Origin of the sequence: Bacillus jepli, assembly GCF_047238305.1 — a bacterium.
In the GTDB taxonomy this organism is placed as follows: domain Bacteria; phylum Bacillota; class Bacilli; order Bacillales; family Bacillaceae_L; genus Ferdinandcohnia.
Window position 1 is genome coordinate 3,334,246 of the sequence record NZ_JBDFMO010000001.1, and the last position, 23,495, is coordinate 3,357,740.

The 23,495-nt window shown below is 36.4% G+C and carries 18 protein-coding genes and 1 pseudogene; 15 read left to right on the forward strand and 4 right to left on the reverse strand.

The features are described 5' to 3' along the window. Positions 1–197: 197 nt before the first annotated feature. The 3 genes and pseudogenes from ABC371_RS17095 to ABC371_RS17105 all read left to right on the forward strand — a co-directional run bounded on the left by ABC371_RS17095 (position 198) and on the right by ABC371_RS17105 (position 3,572). On the forward strand, positions 198–1,082 hold the full coding sequence (locus ABC371_RS17095; RefSeq protein WP_412897884.1) for an ATP-binding protein: 885 nt from the start codon (positions 198–200) through the stop codon (positions 1,080–1,082). A 10-nt stretch (positions 1,083–1,092) separates the two neighbouring features. After that, positions 1,093–3,009, forward strand: a pseudogene (locus ABC371_RS17100) (vWA domain-containing protein). 164 nt (positions 3,010–3,173) lie between these two features. Continuing rightward, on the forward strand, positions 3,174–3,572 hold the full coding sequence (locus ABC371_RS17105) for a hypothetical protein (RefSeq protein ID WP_412897885.1): 399 nt from the start codon (positions 3,174–3,176) through the stop codon (positions 3,570–3,572). Positions 3,573–3,693: 121 nt separating this feature from the next. On the opposite strand, the gene ABC371_RS17110 is transcribed toward ABC371_RS17105, so the two are convergent. Next, positions 3,694–4,140, reverse strand: coding sequence for a cupredoxin domain-containing protein (locus ABC371_RS17110; protein WP_412897886.1), 447 nt, complete (start codon positions 4,138–4,140; stop codon positions 3,694–3,696). Between the two features lie 175 nt (positions 4,141–4,315). Here ABC371_RS17110 and ABC371_RS17115 point away from each other — a divergent pair, with 175 nt between their 5' ends. From ABC371_RS17115 to ABC371_RS17135, 5 genes are all read left to right on the forward strand, one after another. Then, positions 4,316–5,428, forward strand: a complete 1,113-nt coding sequence (locus tag ABC371_RS17115) for a histidine kinase N-terminal domain-containing protein (protein WP_412897887.1) — start codon at positions 4,316–4,318, stop codon at positions 5,426–5,428. A gap of 80 nt (positions 5,429–5,508) precedes the next feature. Then, complete coding sequence (locus ABC371_RS17120) at positions 5,509–7,680, forward strand: DNA topoisomerase III (RefSeq protein ID WP_412897888.1); 2,172 nt, start codon at positions 5,509–5,511, stop codon at positions 7,678–7,680. 219 nt (positions 7,681–7,899) lie between these two features. Further along, positions 7,900–8,781, forward strand: coding sequence for an aminoglycoside 6-adenylyltransferase (locus ABC371_RS17125; protein ID WP_412897889.1), 882 nt, complete (start codon positions 7,900–7,902; stop codon positions 8,779–8,781). An 80-nt stretch (positions 8,782–8,861) separates the two neighbouring features. Next, entirely contained in the window at positions 8,862–11,216 is a 2,355-nt protein-coding gene (locus ABC371_RS17130) for a polyprenyl synthetase family protein (protein ID WP_412897890.1), read from the forward strand. Positions 11,217–11,364: 148 nt separating this feature from the next. Then, the gene (locus tag ABC371_RS17135; protein ID WP_412897891.1) at positions 11,365–11,862 is read left to right on the forward strand and encodes a hypothetical protein; all 498 of its coding nucleotides are present in this window, start codon (positions 11,365–11,367) and stop codon (positions 11,860–11,862) included. A gap of 169 nt (positions 11,863–12,031) precedes the next feature. Here the strand turns inward: ABC371_RS17135 and ABC371_RS17140 are convergent, their stop codons facing one another. Further along, complete coding sequence (locus ABC371_RS17140; RefSeq protein WP_412897892.1) at positions 12,032–12,472, reverse strand: GNAT family N-acetyltransferase; 441 nt, start codon at positions 12,470–12,472, stop codon at positions 12,032–12,034. Positions 12,473–12,629: 157 nt separating this feature from the next. Here ABC371_RS17140 and ABC371_RS17145 point away from each other — a divergent pair, with 157 nt between their 5' ends. The 4 genes from ABC371_RS17145 to ABC371_RS17160 are packed head-to-tail and all read left to right on the forward strand — an operon-like array spanning position 12,630 to position 15,400. Then, positions 12,630–13,385, forward strand: a complete 756-nt coding sequence (locus tag ABC371_RS17145; protein WP_412897893.1) for a class I SAM-dependent methyltransferase — start codon at positions 12,630–12,632, stop codon at positions 13,383–13,385. Further along, positions 13,385–14,056: an HAD family hydrolase gene (locus ABC371_RS17150; protein ID WP_412897894.1), complete on the forward strand. Its 672-nt coding sequence runs from the start codon at positions 13,385–13,387 to the stop codon at positions 14,054–14,056. The genes ABC371_RS17145 and ABC371_RS17150 overlap by 1 nt, the downstream gene beginning before the upstream one ends. Continuing rightward, positions 14,049–14,438: a VOC family protein gene (locus ABC371_RS17155; RefSeq protein WP_412897895.1), complete on the forward strand. Its 390-nt coding sequence runs from the start codon at positions 14,049–14,051 to the stop codon at positions 14,436–14,438. The genes ABC371_RS17150 and ABC371_RS17155 overlap by 8 nt, the downstream gene beginning before the upstream one ends. 14 nt (positions 14,439–14,452) lie before the next feature. Beyond that, the gene (locus ABC371_RS17160) at positions 14,453–15,400 is read left to right on the forward strand and encodes an MBL fold metallo-hydrolase (protein ID WP_412897896.1); all 948 of its coding nucleotides are present in this window, start codon (positions 14,453–14,455) and stop codon (positions 15,398–15,400) included. A gap of 69 nt (positions 15,401–15,469) precedes the next feature. Here the strand turns inward: ABC371_RS17160 and pepF are convergent, their stop codons facing one another. Continuing rightward, a complete protein-coding gene (pepF, locus tag ABC371_RS17165) occupies positions 15,470–17,284 on the reverse strand; it encodes an oligoendopeptidase F (RefSeq protein ID WP_412897897.1) in 1,815 nt (604 codons plus the stop codon). 161 nt (positions 17,285–17,445) lie between these two features. After that, complete coding sequence (corA, locus tag ABC371_RS17170; RefSeq protein WP_412897898.1) at positions 17,446–18,396, reverse strand: magnesium/cobalt transporter CorA; 951 nt, start codon at positions 18,394–18,396, stop codon at positions 17,446–17,448. 114 nt (positions 18,397–18,510) lie between these two features. Between corA and ABC371_RS17175 the strand changes: the two genes are divergently transcribed. The 3 genes from ABC371_RS17175 (at position 18,511) to ABC371_RS17185 (ending at position 23,482) form a co-directional block, all read left to right on the forward strand. Continuing rightward, positions 18,511–19,845 carry an MDR family MFS transporter gene (locus ABC371_RS17175; RefSeq protein ID WP_412897899.1) on the forward strand — a complete coding sequence of 445 codons (1,335 nt, stop codon included), beginning with the start codon at positions 18,511–18,513 and terminating at the stop codon, positions 19,843–19,845. A gap of 117 nt (positions 19,846–19,962) precedes the next feature. After that, a complete protein-coding gene (locus ABC371_RS17180) occupies positions 19,963–21,729 on the forward strand; it encodes an ABC transporter ATP-binding protein (RefSeq protein ID WP_412897900.1) in 1,767 nt (588 codons plus the stop codon). Beyond that, on the forward strand, positions 21,686–23,482 hold the full coding sequence (locus ABC371_RS17185) for an ABC transporter ATP-binding protein (RefSeq protein ID WP_412897901.1): 1,797 nt from the start codon (positions 21,686–21,688) through the stop codon (positions 23,480–23,482). Before ABC371_RS17180 ends, ABC371_RS17185 begins: the two co-directional genes overlap by 44 nt. The last annotated feature ends 13 nt before the right edge of the window (positions 23,483–23,495 follow it).

Here is a 23,495-nt window from a genome sequence, read left to right on the forward strand (position 1 = left end):
ATTCTATTGCTAGACCGTAGATGCTCCCAACATCTGCGGTCTATTTGTATTTTACGAGTATTTATCATTATAATACCATACCTTAAGCAAAAATGTCACAAATACTTGAATTTCAAGGTGAATTCATTGCCCTTACGTCTAAACTTCGATAAAATACATCAGGGTATAAAGATATGTATGAGAGGATTTGATACTTCATGACAATTCAACTAGAGGATTTGACATTACCGACAAATATACAGACTGAAATTTCAAATAGAAAGAACCTTGCTTCCGGGGCTGAGCTTTTAATTGGTAAAGGGGGGTATACTCCATCAGATATCAATATTATACGTGACGCCATCATTGCCTTAAGCATTGGCAAAAATGTGCTTTTAAAAGGACCTACTGGTTCCGGAAAAACAAAACTGGCCGAAACAATTTCTCATTTGTTTCAGCAACCAATGTATAGCATCAACTGCTCTGTTGACCTAGATGCAGAAGCGTTACTTGGCTATAAAACGATTCAAGAGCACGATGGAAAAATGAAAATTGAATTTGTTGCAGGGCCTGTTATCAATGCGATGAAAAAAGGATATCTTCTTTACATCGATGAAATCAATATGGCAAAGCCAGAAACCTTGCCGATTTTAAACGGGGTGCTTGATTATCGAAAAATGATTACCAATCCGTTTACGGCTGAAGTCGTTCGCGCCGAAAATGGCTTTGGTGTCATTGCTGCAATTAATGAGGGCTATGTTGGAACGGTTCCATTGAATGAAGCGTTGAAAAACCGCTTTGTGGTCATTGATGTTCCTTATATTCAAGGAGAAACGCTAAAGGAAGTACTTCAAACACAAACTGCCTTACAGGATGAACAATTAATCAATCGATTTGTTTCCTTATCTTCTGATTTAATCACCCAGGTTCGTGGAGGAATGCTGTCTGAAGAGGCTGCATCCATTCGTGCATTGATTGACACTTGTGATTTAGCGATGTATATGCCACCATTGCGTGCCATCGAACGTGGTATTATTGAAAAACTAGAAGATGATCGAGAGAAAGCAGCGGTTAAAAATATAGCAGAAACTCTGTTTGAGTGAGGTTTTACCAATGAGATTTATTCAATTTAATGATAAAAAGGTGGACTCCTTTTTGTTCATGGAATTATCCGACCTTGCCAAAACAATCTCGAAAAATCCTGAACTTGAAGTCGAGTTAGGTTATAAATCATACCTCGATCCAATTCAACAAAAAATCATCATTAGTCATTTTTGGGACAACCGCCCAACTAACGACAAACGTAATGGTTTATTAAGTGATGTGTTTATCCGAAGTATTGGAAGCATGAACTACACGGATTTTAAGGAAACGAATCAGTATCTTAAATATTGTAAAAAAAGTGAACTTCCAAGCTTCGCAAAACAGCTGTTCATGCTTTTTGAAGATTTTCGATTAGAAGAGCTTTGTATTAAAGAACGGCCCGGAACAAGGAAGTCTTTTACTGAAAGACGAAGAATTTATTGAAAGTATTATGAGGATCAGCTTCATGTGAATATGGTCAAGGGTGTTCCGACGGATGCGCTGTTTAATGCGCTATTTTTACTATTAACAGCTGAATCTCCACTTGAGGAGATTCCGTCCATTCAAGATAAAATTGACCTTGTCATGCCATTTCTACGAAGCCAAGTTGCGAAAGTCTTTGATGCCAAATCCACAAAAGATATCATAAAAAGTTGTAAAGAAATGATCGATGTGTTAGAGGATGTTCTTGATGAAGATATGTTAAACACTTATTTTCATTTACCAGAACTTGATTATGACATTCTTGAGGACGGACTTACAATTGATGATTTAAAACGCAAGGATAAGCTAAAAAACAATGATGTGCTCGATGATGTTAAAAAAGGTGATGAGGATATCCATGAGGAGAAGTTCGAAACTTGGCATCGCGAAACAAGCACACCAACAAAAAGCTTTTTACAATTTGATCTGGAACAAGGGTCTAGAACGAATCTGATGGGTGAAGGGGCAAGAGAAGGTGAAGAGGGTGACCAAGCGTTAGGGATTGCCCAAGGCTCGTCTCGTCGAAGCAAAAATATTGATTACTCCAAACTTGAAGCAATGGAATTGGTCCATTCCGAGAAGGAGGGTTCCTCAGAATCTGAATTTGGGAAAGAAAATCGATTTGCCTATCCAGTCTTCAAAAAAGCACGAAAACCAGTAGATGATGAGATTATTCAGTACGAAAAAAATAAATCGATCATTGCTCCGTACCAGAAAAAGCTTAAACAAATGATTTTAAAAACATTGGAACATAAAAAAAATCTTCCAAGAGGGGATTTACATTTTGGCCGATTAAATAAAAAGCTTATTCGTATTTTTACGGACGACAATCCAAGACTATTTTATAAAAAAGAACAGCCATCCCATCAAATAGATGCAGCATTCTCGTTATTAGTCGATTGCTCTGCTTCGATGTACGATAAAATGGATCAAACGAAGCTTGGGATTACACTGTTTCATGAAGCTTTAAAATCAGTTCAGGTTCCTCATGATGTAACAGGTTTCTGGGAGGATACCAATGATGCAGATAGTACGAAACAACCGAATTACATGCAAACAGTGATTGATTTTGATTCTAGTTTGAAGCGCAGCTATGGTGCGGAAATCATGCAACTAGAACCAGAGGAAGACAATCGTGACGGATTTTCCATTCGATTACAAACAAAGAAGCTTTTACAGCGTAGTGAAAAACAGAAATTCTTACTTGTTTTTTCTGACGGTGAGCCTGCAGCATTTGATTATGAGCAAAATGGAATTATCGATACACATGAAGCTGTGCTAAAAGCACGGAAACACGGTATCGAGGTTATTAATGTTTTCTTATCAAATGGAGAGATTGATGAAGGTCAGATAACAACGATTCAAAACATTTACGGAAAGTACAGCATTTTAGTCCCTAACATCGACCAATTACCAGATGTGCTGTTTCCTTTATTGAAAAAGCTGTTATATAAGAGTATCTAAAATGAAAGGGAGCAAAGCCGTTCGCAAGACTTTGCTCCCATTTTTAAGCGAAAAATTATTTTAAAACTATGAATCCAGCTAATTTAGCTGGATTTTTTCTTTAATAGAATGATATACCTTCCCTTATCATATGATGAAGTATCAAGGTAAATGGGGTGAAGAGTATGCAAGAATCAAAGCCTTTTACACAAATTCCAGAAGAACTCATTACAAGATATTTTACATTAAGTGAAAAAGCGAAGAAAATTGAAAAAGAATTAAAAGAGATGAAAAAGGTCCTAAATGTTTATTTTGATGAAACCGTAGGAAAGCATGAAAAAGGAGAGTCAGTTGTAGGAGATTACAAGATACAACGGCAAATACGTTTGTCTGAAAGCTATCATGATGAAAAAATGGTTAAAAGATTAGAAGATTTAAAACTGAACGATTGTATCCAGGTAATTAAACAGCCTGATCAACAGAAGATTGAAGCGGCGATTACGCTAGGTCTGCTTGGACAAGCCGATATCGAGGATTGCATTTTGACAAAGACAACAAATGCAATAACTGTTCGTAAAATTTAAAAACAGGAGAGGCAACTCTCCTGTTTTTCTTTACTGCACTTCCCGATCGCTTCGGAAGGTAAAAGGAACCTTCTGTTCGCACTTTGCTTGTCCTTGTTGAAGATCAGTGGGCGAATTTCTATTAATCCACCACAATATAACCGATCATTGGACCGTTACTATTTTTGTCAGAGTGATTTAAACAAATAATGCGGTACATGCCTTCATCTTTAAAGTTCGCTTTGAGCGCGATTTCTTCGCCTTTTTTTACAGTTCCTTTAAGGTCTGTACCTTCGATATAGAAAGAGTGCTCATTGCCATTTACCCCGTAAATATTGAAGGTTACATCCTTACCCTGTGGAACATAGACCGTTCCTGGATTCCAGAAATAGGACTCAATTTCTTTGCCATCATCCATTTTAGATTTCAGTTCTCCAGTTGTGATATGTATCACAACATCGTTTTTTGCAGCCTGTGGAGCGATCGTAGGAATGATTTCAGGCTTCAGCCATATCCATCCTCCAATTATGACCACAGCAGCAACAAAAGCTGTAACAATCCAACTCCTTTTAATCACGATAAAATTCATCAATCAACCCTCCTAAAAGTTTATCTCTTTATAATGTATGCTTGGACCACTATAAAACTTGTCTACTATTTTAATTTTTTAAAAATTCAAAAAGGATATTTGTGAAATTTGTAGAATATAATAAATAACTTTGGTTTTGTACCTTTAAAAGATAGATTGAAAGGACTTGACATAATTGAATCCAGTAATTGGTGAACTCGTATATTTCCTCGAAAGCAATTTATCAATCTTTTTAAAATCATGGAAAGATAAGACAGTGATGTCTGAGAATGATTTTCATAAGGACAAATTGATATTAAATGGATTAACTATGTTTGAAATGATCAAAAACTCATTACTTAATCCAATTGATGAAGAAAAGCTTAAGTCATTTGCCTATAAATTAGCTGAAGAGCGGGTAGAGGCGAATATTAATATTGGGGAATTTGTCTATAATGTAAACCTTGGAAGAACTGAAATCTTAAAATACATATATAGATCAAACATTGATCATGATCAATTGGACCCTATTTTTGAAGAGGTCAATCGGATATTTGACTTATTTTCCTATCATGCTGTTTCCAAATATACAGAAATGAAAGAAAAGATGCTTCAGGAAAAGATACAATACATAGACCAGAGCCATCAGGAGCGCCTTACGATTTTAGGTCAAATGGCATCGACCTTTGTACATGAGTTCCGGAATCCACTTACAGCAGTAATTGGCTTTGTAAAATTAATAGGGAATGAAAATCCAGACATCAAATATTTAGATATTATAAGTCATGAATTAAATCAATTAAACTATAAAATTTCGCAGTTTTTGCACGTTTCCAAAAAAGAATTAATTGAAAGCAATGATAATGAAGTATCATTACTCGATTTATTTACCGAAATTACAGAGTTTATTTATGCAAGTATTTTAGATAGTGAGGTAAAAGTTCATACTGATATTGAATCATGCATCCATATTACAGTTAATAAGGATGAAATCAGACAGGTCTTGCTAAATATTTTAATGAACTCCATTGATGCGTTAAAACAAAGGGATTACGACCGCAACATCTGGATTAATGGACATCATATCAATAACCAGATTGTTCTCTCGATTATAAATAATGGACCTGCTATTCCAAAGGAATCTTTGGCTACCATTTTTGAACCATTTTATACAACAAAGGAATTTGGAACAGGGATAGGCCTTTTCGTATGTAAAAAAATTATTGAAAAACATGGTGGCACGATTGGATGTACCTCCAATTCAAATATGACTGAATTTAAAATTGTTTTACCCGTATATGAACAGTAAACTCGGCAATTAACCGGGTTTTTTTTATGTCTTACTAACTGAATCGTGTATAATAGATAGGGTGAATTGGAGGAATTAAAATGAAATCACTTGTACTTGCAGAAAAACCTTCTGTTGGAAGAGACATTGCCCGAGTATTGAACTGTCATAAGAAGGGCAACGGCTTTTTTGAAGGGGATAAATATATCGTAACATGGGCCCTTGGCCATCTTGTCACATTAGCAGACCCTGAAAAATATGGAGACCACTTTAAAACATGGAAACTAGAGGATCTACCGATCATTCCCAATCCAATAAGCCTGGTTATCATTAAACAAACTGGCAAACAATATAGTGTCGTAAAAACGCAAATGCATCGTAAAGATGTTAATGAAATTATTATCGCAACAGATGCAGGTCGTGAAGGAGAACTTGTTGCGAGGTGGATTATTGAAAAATCAAACACCCGAAAGCCAATTAAACGATTATGGATTTCATCTGTTACGGATAAAGCAATTAAACAAGGATTTGCTACTTTAAAAAACGGGAAAGAATATGAGAATCTATATTCATCCGCTGTTGCACGTGCTGAAGCCGATTGGTTGGTTGGAATTAATGCAACAAGAGCATTAACTACAAAATTTAATGCGCAGCTTTCATGTGGAAGAGTCCAGACTCCGACCTTAGCGATTATCGCAAAACGTGAGGAAGAAATTAAGAATTTTAAACCAATCCCTTATTATGAAGTAATAGCAACAACTGACGGCTTAACACTAAAGTGGCAACATGAAAAAACGAAGGAACAGCGAATTTTTAAAAAGGAAATTTCGTCATCAATTGTTCGTTCTCTTCAGGGGCAGGATGCGAAAATTATCGATGTTCAAATTTCACAGAAGAAAAGCTATGCGCCGCAGCTTTATGATCTAACCGAGCTACAACGTGATGCAAATAAACGGTTCGGTTTTTCAGCAAAGGAGACCTTAAATGTTCTCCAAAAGCTATATGAACAACATAAGCTGGTCACATATCCACGTACTGATTCAAAATATCTTTCAACAGATATTATTGATACATTAAAGGATCGTATTGAAGGCTGCATGGTGCAACTTTATACTAAGCTTGGTTCAAAGATCTTAAAAAATGGAATTAAGACAAACAAATCGTTTGTAGACAATAGCAAGGTGACAGATCACCATGCCATTATCCCAACTGAGGAGCGTCCAAATCTACAAGCGTTTTCTGCGAAAGAAGAAAAGCTTTATGACTTGATCGTCAAGCGGTTTTTAGCTGTTTTTCTTCCACCATATACCTATGAACAAAAAAACGTTCAAGCACGTATAGGGAAGGAACTTTTCGTTGCAAAAGGGATCACGGTCACATCATTAGGGTGGAAAGAGGTCATCACTTCAATTGATGAGAATGAGGAGGATGGTCAAATTCCAGCATCCGTTCAACCAGGCAAATCCCTTAATGTTCTTGCGTTGAAGGAGATTGAAAAAGAAACTCAGCCACCAAAGCCATTCAATGAAGGTAGCTTACTTTCTGCTATGGAAAATCCAGCAAAATATATGGCGGGGGAAAGCAAGGATTTAATTGAAACAATCGGCAAAACAGGTGGACTAGGTACGGTGGCAACACGTGCGGATATTATTGATAAGTTATTTAATACCTTTTTAATTGAAAAAAGAGGGCAAGATATCCACATCACCAATAAGGGTAAACAGTTATTAGAGCTAGTTCCAGACGACTTGAAATCTCCGGTGTTATCAGCGGAGTGGGAGCAAAAGCTTGAACAAATTGCTAGAGGTCGTTTGAAAAAGAATGCGTTCATCTCGGATATTAAGCAATACACAAAAGAAGTAGTTTCAGATATCAAATCAAGCGACTCAAAGTTCAAGCATGACAATATTACAGGTGCAAAATGTCGAGAATGTGGAAAGTTGATGCTTGAAGTTAATGGAAAAAAAGGAAAAATGCTTGTCTGTCAGGATCGTGAATGTGGCCACCGTAAAAACATCGCCAAACTGACAAACGCTAGATGCCCGAACTGTCATAAAAAGTTGGAATTGCGTGGAGAAGGGGAAGGACAATTATTCGTTTGTAAATGTGGTCACCGAGAAAAACTATCCGCCTTCAACGAACGTCGCAAAAAGAATCAAGCAGGAAAACTATCAAAAAGAGAAGTATCCAATTACATGAAAAAACAACAAAAAGAAGAACCAATCAACACAGCCTTAGCAGACGCCCTCGCCAAACTAAAGCTAGATAAATAGAGGCACGGAGCCATGGGGACGGTTCCTGTGGTTCCAGCGGACCAGATTTAAACAAAACGTTATAAATTACTGGTTTTTGTTGATGGAGCTGAACAGTTCAATAAAAAAATAATGGTCAATCTCCTTAGGGGATTGACCATTTTTATTTGTATGAAGCAGGTAGATTTAGTGTAGAAGTAGAAGTTAGTAATAGTCAAATTTATCGTTAGGAGTATACTTATGAGAACTGAACAGGAAATGATGGATTTAATTTTAAGGATTGCTAGGAATGATGAACGGATTCGTGCGGTTTATATGAATGGTTCCAGAACAAACAAAAATGTTCCGAAAGACATTTTTCAAGATTACGACATTGTATATGTGGTAACGGATACTGAATCCTTTATAAAGGATGAGGGCTGGATACGTATTTTTGGTGAATTAATCATGCTACAAGAACCGGATAAAAATAATCAATCATGGGGTCATCAAGTAGATGTTTATCCATCCTATGGTTATTTAATGCTTTTCAAAGATGGAAATCGAATTGATCTACACATTGAAACGAAAGTGAATATGCTTGGTGAATACGGTAGTGACAAACTTACCGTTCCGTTATTGGATAAAGATCATATTTTACCATCAATTTCTGCACCAACAGATATTGACTATCACGTTAAAAAACCTACTGAATCAGCTTACTTAAGCAGTTGTAATAATTTTTGGTGGTGTTTGCAAAATGTAGCAAAAGGAATCTGGCGTGACGAATTACCATACGCGAAACAAATGTTTGAACATGTTATTAGGCCGCATTTGGATGAAATGGTATCATGGTGGATAGGATGTGATACTAATTTCCAAGTGTCAGTAGGAAAGATGGGGAAGTATTTTAAACAACATCTTCCTAATTCTTATTGGCAGCAGTACGAAAGAACCTATTCGGATCATCATTATGATAATTTCTGGGATTCAATATTTGTCACTAGTGATTTATTTAGAAGACTTGCAAAAGAAGTTGCTGAAAACTTATCATTTACATATTCAAGTGAGGATGATTGGAACATGACTGCCTATTTAAAACATGTGAAAGATTTACCAAAGGATGCAAAGAAGATATATTAATTTAATTTAAACAACAACGATATGGATCCCATTTATAGCATATATATTTGGTAATGAACAAAAGTTGAGGTATTTAAAATATGGAAAAGAATGCCGAAATTAGGTATCAGCTAGTAGAGAAGAAGGCCGCTCAGTATTTTCAAGTGCTATATAAAGATGTCAAGGAAGAGAGTTATTTAACAACCCTCATAAAAGACATTAATTCCTGGAAGATGCATCATATTTATCGTTCGCTATTTCCTTTTGGGACGAAGGCGAAGAAAAAGACTCATACACAAGATTATGAAAGTTATATAAAATGGCTAAATTACACAGGAAAATTAGATCAATACTTAGATCGAAGTATTTCCTATATTTTTATGAGGGACTTGGGAAAAGACCTTACGTCCACAGATACACAAGCAAGGATCCAAAACGTCGTTACCAGTTTAAAAGATCAATTGATTCAAACGACATCTAATGATAAAAATGATGATTTAACTCTTTTTAGTATAACTGGGTTGTACAGGTGGGGCCAAAAAGAGGGCATAGAGTTGACCATTATTTGGTTAATCGATAAGTTGAAAATTGTATCAAGGAATTTACCAGAGGGAATGGATGGTACACATGCAAGAAGGAAGTTACTTAAAATCATCGCAGGAGTTGTCATCAATGAAATGGAAGAAATGGAATCAAACCTCTCAGTAGATGATCGCTCAAAAAAACTTGATACCGCTATCCGATTAGGTTATGCCTACGGTCTTACTTATCCTTTTATTGATGATCTTTTGGATGCCAAGGTTTTGTCAGATGTAGAGAAAAAGAGATACTCTAATATAATCCGCACCTCACTGTTAACTGGTGCAGTAGCACCATTAGGTGAATGGAAAGGAAAAAATAAGGAATTACTAGAATTTATTCATTCAGAACTTACTGATGCCTTTCACTACATTAAGAACCAGCAGTCCAAAGAAACCTTACACTCTTTTTTTGAACAATCTTATGTGTTTTTTCATTCCCAAGAAGATGATCGAAAGAAAGATCTTTCAAATGAAACTTACACAAATGAAGATTTATATATTCCCATTATGATTAAATCCTCTTCTTCACGATTGATTGTTCGTTCTCTACTTCGTGCTCCCAAAGATGAAGATATTGAGGAGCGGGTTTTCTATTATGGAATCTATAATCAGCTTGCAGATGATTTTGCAGATATGTTTTCAGATATGGAGGAGGGTGCGGTAACCCCGTATACCTATTATTTAAAATACCACAAGCAGCGAAATGATTTAGTGAATCCATTTGCATTATATTGGGCTGTGATTTCTTATTTAATCCATAGTGTATATCGATCCGATTCAAAAGCAATCGAAATCATATTAGATCGAGCGATTAATGGATTAAAACGTTTCAAAAAGAGGGTCGGAAGTAAGGTCTATGAAGAGGTAATGGAGACATTTGCTGTAGGTAATTCAACCTTTACTCCGTTAATTCAAAAAATGGTGCGAAAAGCAGATGATGTTGATTTCTTTGATAAACTCTTGCGTGATCATATGGTCACCAATTTGAAAAATGAACAAAAAGAGCAGGAAAATTTTTCTGAGTTGATTGATGAGGTCCGTACAAAGATAAATGACCATTTGAACTTAAATAAAATAGATTCTTCATCGATAATTAATGCCGCAAATTACAGTCTCAATGGAGACGGTAAAAGATTGAGGCCTATCGTCGCCTGGATGATGGGTGTGAAGGAATATGGATTAGCTGAAAAAGCTATTTTCCCACTTTTGAAATCAATCGAGTACATGCATACTGCTTCTTTAATCTATGACGATCTTCCCTCCCAGGATAATGCTTCCTTTCGGAGAGGTCAACCAACTGTCCATCAGTCCTACAACACAGCTGTAGCGGAATTAACTGGCCTTTTTCTAACGCAAAGAGCGGTAGTTGAGCAAGCCTCTCTCATTCATTTTGATACGCAGGGAGTGCTTAAGTTAATTCAATACTCGGCTGAGAGTACGATGGATATGTGTAAAGGGCAAGCGATGGATTTAGAGTCAAGAGGAAAACAATTATCGCTTGAACAGCTCAATCAATTGTGCTTTTTAAAAACTGGGAAGGGATTTGAGGCCGCACTTATCATGCCTTCTATTCTTGCAAATGTGGATGAAATTCAGATTGAAGCTTTAAAAAGATTTGCATATCATGGAGGTATTGCTTTTCAAATCAAAGATGATTTATTAGATGTAGAAGGGACCGTAGACTTACTCGGAAAATCGGTTGGTAAAGATGAGGAAAACAATCATTCAACGTTTGTCTCGATTCTTGGAGTGGAAGCTGCAAAAAAAGAAATGTGGAAACATTATTGTCTCGCAATGGAAGCATTGCAAGAAATTCAACTTAAAAGCACTTTTTTAAAACAACTATTGAATTATTTTGTGCAAAGAGATCGCTAAAGGAATGCCTGTCCCTTATATCTAGGGCGGGTATTTTTTTAATTCTGTTGAATATCTAGGTAAAAGCACATTTCGGAGGTACAAGTTGAAAGGCATAAGCCTACCGAATAGGATGATAGTAGCCTATGAATAAGGAGAGATTTATAAAATGTATTATTACGATCCTAACACTTTAATGGCGTCATCACTACCATACTACTCAGATTTTGATTATTATAACGAGTATGAAAGACAAATGGGTTCATTCATGCCACCATTCGGAGGAGGTTCTATGATGCCTCCTTTTGGACCACCAAGCCAAGGACCAGGAGGAGTCCCACCTTTTGGACCACCAAATCAAGGACCTGGAGGTGGTCCGCCATTTGGAACACCTGGTCAAGGACAGGGAGTAGGGGCACCGACAGCACCGCCACCATCTTTTGTTCCACAGCAATCCCAACAAGCACAGCAGTTTGCAGTCGATCCAGGTAGTATTAGAGGATGTTTGTTTAGATATACCTATGTCTGGTTGAAAGGTCGAGAGCAATTCTGGTTCTATCCAACATTTGTTGGTAGAAGATCTGTCTCCGGTTATAGATGGAATGGTTTTCGATGGATGTATTTCGGAATTAGCCTAAGACAAATCCAATCTTTTACGTGTGTTTAATGTAAAAATTATTCTCCAAGAGAAAAATTCACCTGACTAAGATTAACCACTCTAACAAAAGCAAAAGGAGAGTGCAGGACGATTAAACTATTTAATATAACAATGAATTCAAAAAAAAACGCAATAATAGATCCTATTTCGTATTTTCATGTTCAACACTCCTTGTACTTTAAATTAATATTTTCACCATCACAATATGTGGACCAATAGGTGGGTAATCGAAGACCTCTCCAGATGGTCTAAAGCCCAACTTTTCATAATATTTCTGAACACTCGTTCTACCCAGGCACCATAAAAGCTCCGTACCCTTTTCCTTTAGAATACTTTCTGCGAAATTAACCACCTCTCGTCCAGCACCTAGCTTTCGATACTCCCCAAGAGTCGCCATAGCTCTAAGGCGATATTGATTTCTACTTGGAAAATCTTCGTTTGATACGGCACAAAAGGAAGCAATGCTAATTAATTTTCCTTCATAAAAGGCTCCCACATGAAATCCGCCTTCTTGATGATCAGTATCATACATGCAGGCTTCCATTGGCTGGTGAGGACGGAGTATGCTATGTCTTAAATCATAAGTCATTTCTGGGGCAATTTGTTTCACCACTAACATGATTTTCCTCCATTTTAAAAACTATTTATATAATAATTCTATTGTTAATTTTGATTTCCTTCATACCTTTTGAAAGGAATAAAAAGGAATTTATCAAAATTTGTAGAATGTAGGTTTTATGGTATAGATTTTGCTGAATTTCTGGAGGTAAAAATAAATGACATTTGAAATACTCAAAAACAATAAGAAAAGTTGGGACAAAGTCGCACAACATTTTAATGGGAAGGATGCCCTTCCAAGTTACGGTCCTTTTACACAAACAGAGGAAGAGTTAAGGCTGTTTGAAGACCTAACAAATAAAAAAATATTGGATATCGGTTGTGGAAGTGGACATTCCTTACGATACATGGCGGAAAATGGAGCGAGTGAACTATGGGGAATAGATTTGTCACAGAATCAAATTGAAACCGCGAAAGAAACACTAAAGGGAATGAATCCTAATTTGTATTGTGCACCAATGGAGAAAGATATTAACCTTCCAAAGGAAGACTTTGATTTTGTTTATTCTATTTATGCGATTGGTTGGACAATGGATTTACCTGCAACCTTTAAGCTGATCCATTCTTATTTGAATTCAGGTGGATCTTTCATTTTCAGTTGGGATCATCCATTATATCCTCATCTTAAAAGTGAAAATGGGCAAATATTTCTTGAAGGTTCCTATCAGAATGAAGGAACGGTTACATACGATAATTTCAAGGGGGAAGAAGCACCAATGGTCATTCCAACGCGAAAAATGAGTACATATATAAATGAACTGATAACAGTGGGGTTTACAATTGAAAAAGTAATTGAAAGTGATGTATCAGAGTCATTTGATTCAATCGAAGATGAGGGTTCAGACCGTTATTATTCGTTATCCAAAGCTCGTAAATTTCCAACAACAATGATTATCAAGGCTCGAAAGCAATAATGATAAAAGCCGCTATTTTTGATTTAGACGGAACATTATTGGACAGAGACGAATCAGTAAAGAAGTTCGTTTCATACCAATATGATAGGTTAATTGAATTTTTAGACCGGATTCCAAAAGAAACGTATATAAAGAGATTTATAGAATTAGACCGTCGTGGTTATGTTTGGAAAGACAAAGTGTATCAACAACTAGTTCATGAATTTAATATAAAGGTCTTTTCTTGGCAAGAACTGCTAGAGGATTATATCTCAGAATTTAAATACAATTGTGTACCATTTCCAAATCTTATACCTATGTTAGGAGAATTAAAGGATACTGGCCTTCAATTAGGAATAATTACAAATGGAATAGGACAGTTCCAGTTAGATAATATTAGATCACTAGGGATAGAGAAATATTTTGATACTATTTTAGTTTCCGAATGGGAAGGAATAAAAAAGCCTGATCCCCAAATATTTATGAAAGCAGTCGCACAATTAAATGTGCAACCAAATCAATGTATATTTGTAGGCGACCATCCAGATAACGATGTAAAAGCAGCTCGTAATGTTGGTATGATAGGAATTTGGAAAAAGGATCTTCAATGGGACAATGTTGATGCAGATTACATCATTGATGATTTGGCAGAATTACCAATAATCATAAAAAGGATGTGTAGTAATGAATAATTCTAACCAAACACCCATTAAAAACACAATGGGAGGAGTATTTATTCATGTTTCAGATTTAAAAAAGTCAGTTGAATGGTACAGCAACATTTTAGGAATTGAAGCTGATTCAACAAAGGTGATATCTCCCGTGTATAACATTCCGGTTACTGGCATCACGGGCTTAACATTTGATGACCATGCGTTTGATCCAACATTCAACCACCGACCTTCACCCAATCCAATCTTTAATTTTCTAGTCGATGATATTGATGCTGCCTACGATTTTATTAAATCAAAAGATATCGAAATCGTTAGAGAAATTGAAAGAGTGGGAGAGAACTTTGCTTGGTTTAATTTTAAGGACCCAGATGGAAATGTAATCATGGCTTGTACAGGTTAAAAGGGATTTATAGAATGGAAAGATTATTAAACGAAACGGATTATTTTAAGATGTATTTATTAGATGATGGAGTGTATGCAGCCATTGCAAAACCCGGTAAAGGCGCTTGGAGTAATGCGGGTATTGTTGATTTAGGTGATGAAATCTTAGTTTTCGATTCACTTTCTACCCCCTCAGCAGGTTATGAACTGCGTAGACAAGCAGAAGTGATAACCAGTAAGAAGGTAAAATATCTGATCAATAGCCATTATCACGGTGACCATGTTTTCGGAAATCAAGCATTCTTAGATGCAATAATTATCTCAACAGCAATCACTAAAAAGCACTTCAAAGAAAGAAATAAATTACAAGACTTAGAAATTGAAAGAATAGAAATGGAAAAGTTTCTTGAAAGTCTTAGAGATCAAATAGATTCTAATACTGATGAAATCATTCAATCTAGTCTAACTAACCAGTATAATGAAATGTCAAAAGTGTTGGAGGATTTACCTAATCTTAGACTTGTATTACCTAATGTGCTTTTTGAAGAAAAATTAATCATTGAAGGTTCAAAAAGAAAGGTTGAGTTACATTGCTTTGGTGGAGGACATACCCCCAGTGATGCATTAATGTTTCTACCAAATGAAAAAATTGCGTTTATGGGAGATTTACTGACTGAAAATTTACATGTACCCATTCATAATCCAAAAGAATTTTATTCTATTTTGGAGAAGGTTAAAGAGATGAATATCAATACATTCGTTCCAGGACATGGTAATTTTGGAAACAAACAATTGCTGAATATAATGTCAGGCTATTTATCGTATTTAATCAAGACTTCTAAAGAAGCAATAGAACGCAATTTAACATTAGATTCATTTTTGTCACATACAACAATACCTGAACATTATAGGAAGTGGAATGGGATAAATGGAGTCAAAGGTAATCTTACGAAAGTCTATAATTTTTATTGCTATCAGTAAAACGAATATATCATGTTACATAAGGTACGGATTAAAAAATGCCCAGATATGCTCTGGGCATTCCTCATATTATTCGTAAAGACCTTCTAATTCCTCAATTAACTCACCAACATAAGCAACCGCTTTGCGAATGGCATCTGGTTTAGACATGTCTACACCAGCATATTTCATTAATTCAAGTGGTTTCATTGTACCGCCAGCTTTTAAAACTTCAATCCAGCGATCAACTACAGGCTGACCTTCTTCTTTGATTAACTGGGCAACAGCAGTAGAAGCAGTTAATCCAGCAGAATACGTATATGGATATAGACCCATATAATAATGTGGTTGACGCATCCAAGTTAAGCTTGCTGCATCATCAATTTCCACTGCATCTCCCCAGAAAGATTTTAATACCTCACCTTTAATTGTACTTAACGCAGGAGCCGTGATTGGTTTTCCGCTTTCAGCTAATGCATATACACGCCGTTGGTATTCACCTTCAAGGAGGTGAGTTACAAAGTTATGATAATAAGTTCCTAGTAACTGAAGAATGACCCATCGCTTCATTCTCTTGTCATCTGTTTTCGATAACAGATGTTCAGCAAGAAGTAACTCGTTCATAGTTGATGGAGCTTCGATAAAGTAAGTTGATGGACGTGTATTGCCAACACGTTGGTTTCCATTCGCATAATAAAAATGTCCCGCATGCCCTAACTCATGAGCTAATATGAACGCTCCACGCATTGTATCAGTCCACGTAATTAAAATATATGGATGGGCACCATACGGACTTGAGCAGAATGCACCAGTTGATTTACCAACGTTAGCAGGGAGGTCAACCCAGCGCTCTGTGAGACCTTTTTCCATGATTGCACTATACTCAGGACCCATAACCTGTAAAGCCTCAAGGATCGTTTTTGACGCCTCTTCATAGGTCGTTTTTGGATTGAAATCAGGATCAAGTGGTGCTTTTAAATCGCTAAAATGCATTTTTTCCAGTCCGAGCACTCTTTGCTTAAGCTTTGCGAATTTACGCATATGTGGCGCAAGCTCAGTTTGAATAATGTCTAATTGATTCTTGTACATTTCTAACGTTACCTGCTGTGGATGCAAGAGCATATGGGTAACAGATTCGTAGTTGCGTAGTTTAGAAAGTGTAACTTGTTTCGTTACTTCCGTTGCATAGGCAGCAGCAAATGTATTTTGATATTTTTTTAACGTATCAGAAAAAGTGTTAAACGCATTATGTCTAATCGTTGGATTTTCAGATAGTTCATAGCGATCTTCAAATAACGCAAAGGAGAGTGGTAGTTCATTTCCTTCACCATCTTTAAAAGAAGGGAATGTCATATCAGATGCTTTGCTTCGTTGATAAATCATATATGGTGCGTTATGGACTTCTCCAAGAGCAGCTAACGCTTCTTCTGTCTCAGGTGAAAGTGTATGTGGCTTTTTCTCCAAAATCACATTTAAATTATTTTGAAAAACTTCTAATTCTTTTTCTTTACTTATGTATTGTTCGATTGTGCCCTCTGGTAAAGCATGAATTTCAGACTCGATAAACGATAGTGCTGCACCAATCCCTGAAAAAATCGAAGATACTCTGGCAGCTTTACCTTGATTTTCAGGATTTGTCGCATCCTCATTGAATCGCAAACTTGCATATGTTCCTACCAAAATCATTCGTTTGCGAAGTTCTTCCTCAGCAAGTAAACAATCTAAAAATGTATTAGCATCTTTACCTAATTGTCCTTTATATTTTGTAACTGACGATACGTCCGCTTCAATAGCAGCTAATTCTTGTTCCCATGCGTCAACTGAAGGAAACAAGTCCTCAAGCTTCCAAGTTTGTTCAACAGGTACTTCTGCACGAGTTAATAACTTTTCTTTAACCTTCGTCATAATATTACCCCCAAAGAAATATTTCGATACTCTAACAATTTTTATTATACCTGAAATGATAGAAAAGTTAATAGTATTTTCAGATAGCTTTAATGAAATTTTTTAAAATCCTATGATTAGTTGCATTAACGACCCAATCTCGTTTTTATCGCCTCTAACTTCTATTTAAACCAACCTTTTTGTTTAAACCAAACAAACATCCCAACCCCAATTACAATCATAATTGCTTGGATCACAAAATACCCATATTTATATGTAAGTTCAGGCATATGCGTGAAATTCATTCCGTAAATCCCGGCGATAAATGTGAGTGGCATAAAAATAGTCGTGATGACGGTTAAAATCCGCATCACTTTATTTGTTTGGTGTGAATTCAAAGACAAATAGCTATCGCGAATATCAGCTGTTAATTCACGACTTGCATCAATTTTTTCAGTAAGTCGTAACAAGTGATCATGGATGTCATGGAAATATTCAATCCGGTGCTGTAATATATCAAGGCGATGAGAATTGATAATCCGATACACTAAATCGCGCATCGGTGTAACTGTATGCCGTAATGTTAGCAAATCATGTCTTGTTTCAAAAAGCTCATCAAGCAGCTCTTCCATTGATTTTTCATTCGAATTGTTTTCAATTTCATTTAAGGTGTCCTCTAACTGGTATACAAACGGAAAATAATTATCTACTAGCTTGTCAATGATATGATATAACACAAGGGAGGGATCCCATTTCTCAACTTCCTCCGTTACCATTAACCGGTTCCAAACATCATTCACTTCGCTCGACTCCATTAAATGAAAGGTTACAATGTATCCTTCGCCAAGAAACATATTAATTTCTTCCTTTTCCATCGTCTTCTGATGAAGGCTGTGCGAAACAAAGAATGTATTTGTTTCATAAAAATCTAATTTTGGACGTTGCAAGACATGGATGCAATCTTCAATTGCCAGCGGATGAAAATGGAGAGTACGTGTTAATTCTTCGATTTCCGATTCAGTTGGTCGATTAAAATCAATCCAATACCACTTCCATTCGGTGTTTTTTATTTCTGAAACAGGAACATCTGTAATACGCTTATTTTTATGTGTAACGGCTGTAATGCGAATCATAAAATTACCTCATTCATATTTTGTGGCAATGTATTTGTTTGAACAAACAGCATCTTTTCTTTTCCAGTTTCTGTAGTATAATAGAATAATTCTAGGCTAAAAGGGGAAGACAAAATGAAATCAAAACCATTTGTTTTAGTAAGTATTGTGCTTGCAATGCTTATTAGTGCTATGGATACGACAATCCTTCAGACAACAGCCCCAACGATAGCAGAAACGCTAGGCGGGTATAAGTTATATGGATGGATGTTTGCCATTTATGTATTATTTTCTACTGTTTCCTTACCAATATTCGGGAAACTTGCCGATATTTATGGAAGAAAAAAAATCTTTAGCATCTCTATTATTCTCTTTACGATAGGCTCATTACTATGCGGTTTAGCTGATTCAATGGTGGAATTAATCGTATATCGAGGTATTCAGGGACTAGGTGCTGGTGGGGTTTCTCCATTAACAATGATTATTGCCGGTGACCTATATTCAATCGAAAAACGTGGGAAAATCCAAGGATTCTTTTCAGCAATGTGGGGAGTTTCTGCTGTCATTGCACCACTTATAGGTGGCTTTTTCGTTGAAACGATGTCATGGCGTTGGATTTTCTTTATCAATATACCAATTGGGATTATCGTTTTATTATGTTTAATTCCATATAAAGAACACATTACGAAGGATAAAACTCCCCTGAACTATCTCAGCGCATTCCTTTTTACAGGAAGTATGCTAGCATTTTTAATGAACACCATTACAACAGAAAATTTAGTAATCTATAATTTAATCGGTGCTATCTTCCTAGTTGCATTTATCTTCGCTGAGAATAAATCGGATAAGCGTTTCATCCCAATTGAGATTCTGAAGAATAAAAATATCTCATGGATGAATATTAATGGCTTCTTGATTTTCTTGAGCATTTTCGCGTTTCAGAGTTATGTTCCATTATTTATGCAAAAGGTGCAAGGGATTTCAATTATAGTTAGTGGACTCGTTCTATTTGGGATGAGTGCTGCATGGATGTTAGCATCTGTTCCTTCAGGTAAATTTATCATGAAATATGGTTACCGCAATACAATTTTCTTTGGAAATGCGTTGCTCGTGCTTTCTGCAGTTATGGCATTCTTTATGAACAAAGACACAAGCTTCTTATATATATTTGCAATTTTAACGATTCAAGGTTTTGCATTCGGGTTGGTAGTGACGATTGGAACAATTGGCTCACAGGAATTGGCAGAAGCACATCAAAAAGGAATGTCGACAAGTCTTCATTTCTTTGCAAGAAACATAGGTACCACATTTGGTGCAAGTATCATGGGGATGCTGATCACCAGTCAGGCTGATGTTGCAACAGGTATGCATCATTTAAATTTGTATATGCTAATTGCTGTCACTGCTGCGACAATCATTAGCTTTTTGGCTAGCCAAAAATTATACTCTCATAATCTACAAAAACAGTAAAACATCAAGGGCGCTTGCTTTTGATGTTTTTTATCTATAATAATAGGCGATTTTATTGTATGATAAAAATAATTCGGATATTGAAATAATTGTATCGTACATAACTTGGAGGCTCTTATGTTAAGAATGCTAGCGTATTTAAAACCTTATCGACTAGCCATTTCAGTCGCACTTGGATTAACATTTGTTGAACTTGCGGTAGAACTGTTGCAACCGCTATTAATTGCAAAGGTGATTGACGATGGTATTTTACAAAAAGATCTTTCTGTGGTCATGAAGTGGGGCGGAATTATGGTCGGAATCTCGCTTCTCGCTTTTATCTCTGGAATTACGAATTCCTTTTTTGCTTCGTACACAAGTCAAAGCTTTGCTTTTGACGTAAGAAAAGAATTGTTTGGAAAAATCCAATCTTTTTCCTTCGCTAATCTTCAAAAATTCGATACAGCTTCTTTAATTACGAGAATGACAAATGATGTGACCCAGTTACAAAACACGGTGTTTATGAGTTTGCGTATCGCAATGCGCGCACCAATGCTAATCATTTTTGGGATGATCATGGCTTTCCTTGTAAATGCAAAGCTGGCTATGATGCTCATCGTTACAACTCCATTTTTAATTTTGTTTCTCATTTTCGTCATGACAAAAGCAAGAAGATTGTTTCAGTCTGTCCAAAGAAGTTTAGATATCGTGAACGGTGTAATGCGAGAAAATCTTTCTGGGATGAGATTAATTAAAGCCTTTGTAAGATGGGGACATGAAACAAAACGTTTCTTTCATGCTAATGAAGACTTAAAGGAGAGAACAATTACTTCACTTCGGCTTATCGAATTAACGATGCCAGTACTTTTACTATTAATGAATGGTAGTATTATCGCGATTCTTTGGTTTGGTAGCATTGATGTTAGCTCAGGAAACGTTCAGGTTGGCGAAGTTGTTGCAGTCATCAATTATACAACCCGGATTACTGGCGCTCTAGGTGTTTTTTCTTGGATTATCATGCATTTTTCACGAGCAAAAGCATCATCAGACCGTCTCGTTGATGTATTAGATACGGAGGTTGATTTAGTTGAATCGAATAATAATTTACAAACTGTATCACATGCAAAGGGTAGGATCTTGTTTAAACATGTAGATTTCAGATATCCAGGAACGAATGCATGGGTGTTACAGGATATCTCATTTTCGATTCAACCTGGTGAAACGGTTGCGATTCTAGGTGCAACAGGCTCAGGAAAAACGTCCTTGTTTCAATTAATTCCACGTTTATATGATGTTGACCATGGAAGTGTTCAGTTAGACGACATTGATGTGAAGGATCGAAAGCTTGACGAATTACGAAAGCAAATCGGTTATGTACCACAGGAGGCTTTATTGTTTACCGGCACAATTAAGGATAATATCCGCTGGGGCAAACAGGATGCGACGATGGAAGAGATTATTGAAGCGGCAAAGCGAGCCCAAATTCATGAAACAATCGAAAAGCTTCCTTTACAATACGATACTGTCATCGGTCAAAAGGGTGTTAACCTATCTGGTGGGCAAAAACAACGAATTTCAATTGCTAGAGCACTTGTTCGCAACCCGAAAATCTTATTACTGGATGATAGTACAAGTGCGCTCGACCTTAAAACTGAAGCTAAACTTCTTGAAGAATTAAAAAATTACACATGTACGACCTTAATCATTACTTCAAAAATATACACAGCTATGGCAACCGATACAATTTTACTGATGGAAGATGGAAAATTACTTGTTACCGGAAGTCATGAAGAGCTATTACATTCCTCATCTTTTTATCAAAAGGTCTATCATACTCAATTTGGAGAGGAGGGACAAGCTGATGTCAGCGCGAATGAATCGTCCGAAACAAAATCATGGGGATAAACCGCAGCAAGCAAAAGATAGAATTGGGACTGTAAAAAGAATTTGGTCTTATCTTGCGGTCAATCATAAATTATTGATTGCCGTACTAGCGATGGTAATAGCAAGCTCAGGACTTGGTCTCCTCGGTCCGTTCTTATTAGGAAAAGGGATCGATGAATACATCGTTTCAAAGGATCATATAGGAATCCTTGTTCTATTACTTGGACTAGGAGTAGTTTATATTCTTCATTCCTTATCATTATGGTTTCAAGCCTATTGGATGGTCGGCATTGCCCAAAATACCGTATTCTCGATGAGAACGGAGCTTTTTGAACAATTGCATCGTTTACCGATTCACTTTTTTATTAAAAGGCAACATGGAGAGCTCATGAGCCGAGTTACAAATGATATTGAAAATGTCAGCTCGACATTGAATACATCCGTCATTCAAATATTTTCAAGTTTACTAACATTAATTGGTACAGTCGGAATTATGCTTTGGCTAAGCCCGCTGTTAACCTTAATCACGATGATTATTATTCCAATCATGTTTATTGGGATAAAGTGGATTACGAAACGAACTGGGAAGCTCTTTAAAGAACAACAGCGTTATTTAGGGGAACTAAACGGGTATATTGAGGAAACAATTTCAGGTCAGCGAATAGTAAAGACGTTTTCACAGGAAGAAACCGTGATGAACGACTTCTTAGAAAAGAGTGAAAATCTAAAGAAAGCGGGCTATTTTGCACAAGCTTATTCTGGTTTTATTCCAAAGCTTATGAACGTATTAAATAACTTAAGCTTTGCGATTATTGCCGGGATAGGCGGGATACTTGCACTGAATGGTCATATCACGATTGGAACAATTGTCATTTTTTCTGAATACTCGAGACAATTTACCCGACCACTTAATGACTTGGCTAACCAATTTAATACATTACTGTCAGCCATTGCGGGTGCTGAGCGTGTGTTTGCTATTTTAGATGAAGATGTTGAGGCAAAGGATGAAAGCAAAGCGGAAAAAATAAACCAAATCCGAGGTAATGTTGTATTTGATCATGTTTCTTTTTCTTATGAAAAAGATGGAAACACCATTAAAGATGTGTCATTTGAAGTGAAAGCTGGACAAAATGTGGCCTTTGTCGGACCAACTGGAGCTGGGAAAACAACGGTTATTAATTTATTGTCTCGATTTTACGAACCCAATTCAGGTTCAATTCTAATAGATGGGCTCAATACGTCATCGATCACAAGGGAAAGCCTCCGTCAAAATATGGGCTTTGTGCTACAAGATACGTATTTGTTTCAAGCATCTATCATGGATAATATCCGTTACGGAAGACTGGATGCATCCGATAAAGAGGTAATTGAAGCAGCCAAATTAGCAAATGCTCATTCCTTTATTATGAAGTTGCCTAATCAATACATGACGATTTTAAACCAGGATGGCAGTGGAATCAGCCAAGGGCAAAAGCAGCTTCTTTCGATTGCAAGAGCAATTCTTGCAAATCCGTCTATTCTTATTCTTGACGAAGCTACAAGTAGCATTGACACGGTTACAGAAATGAAAATTCAAGAGGCACTACAACGTTTGATGAAGGGAAAGACAAGTTTTATTATTGCCCACCGTTTGAATACGATTGAAAGGGCCGATCAAATCCTTGTTTTAAATGAAGGAGAAATTGTTGAAAGAGGAACACATGCTTCTCTTTTAGAACAAAAGGGTTATTATTACACTCTACATAATCGTCAAATAGAGAATCAGGCAATATAGTATCTAAGTTTGC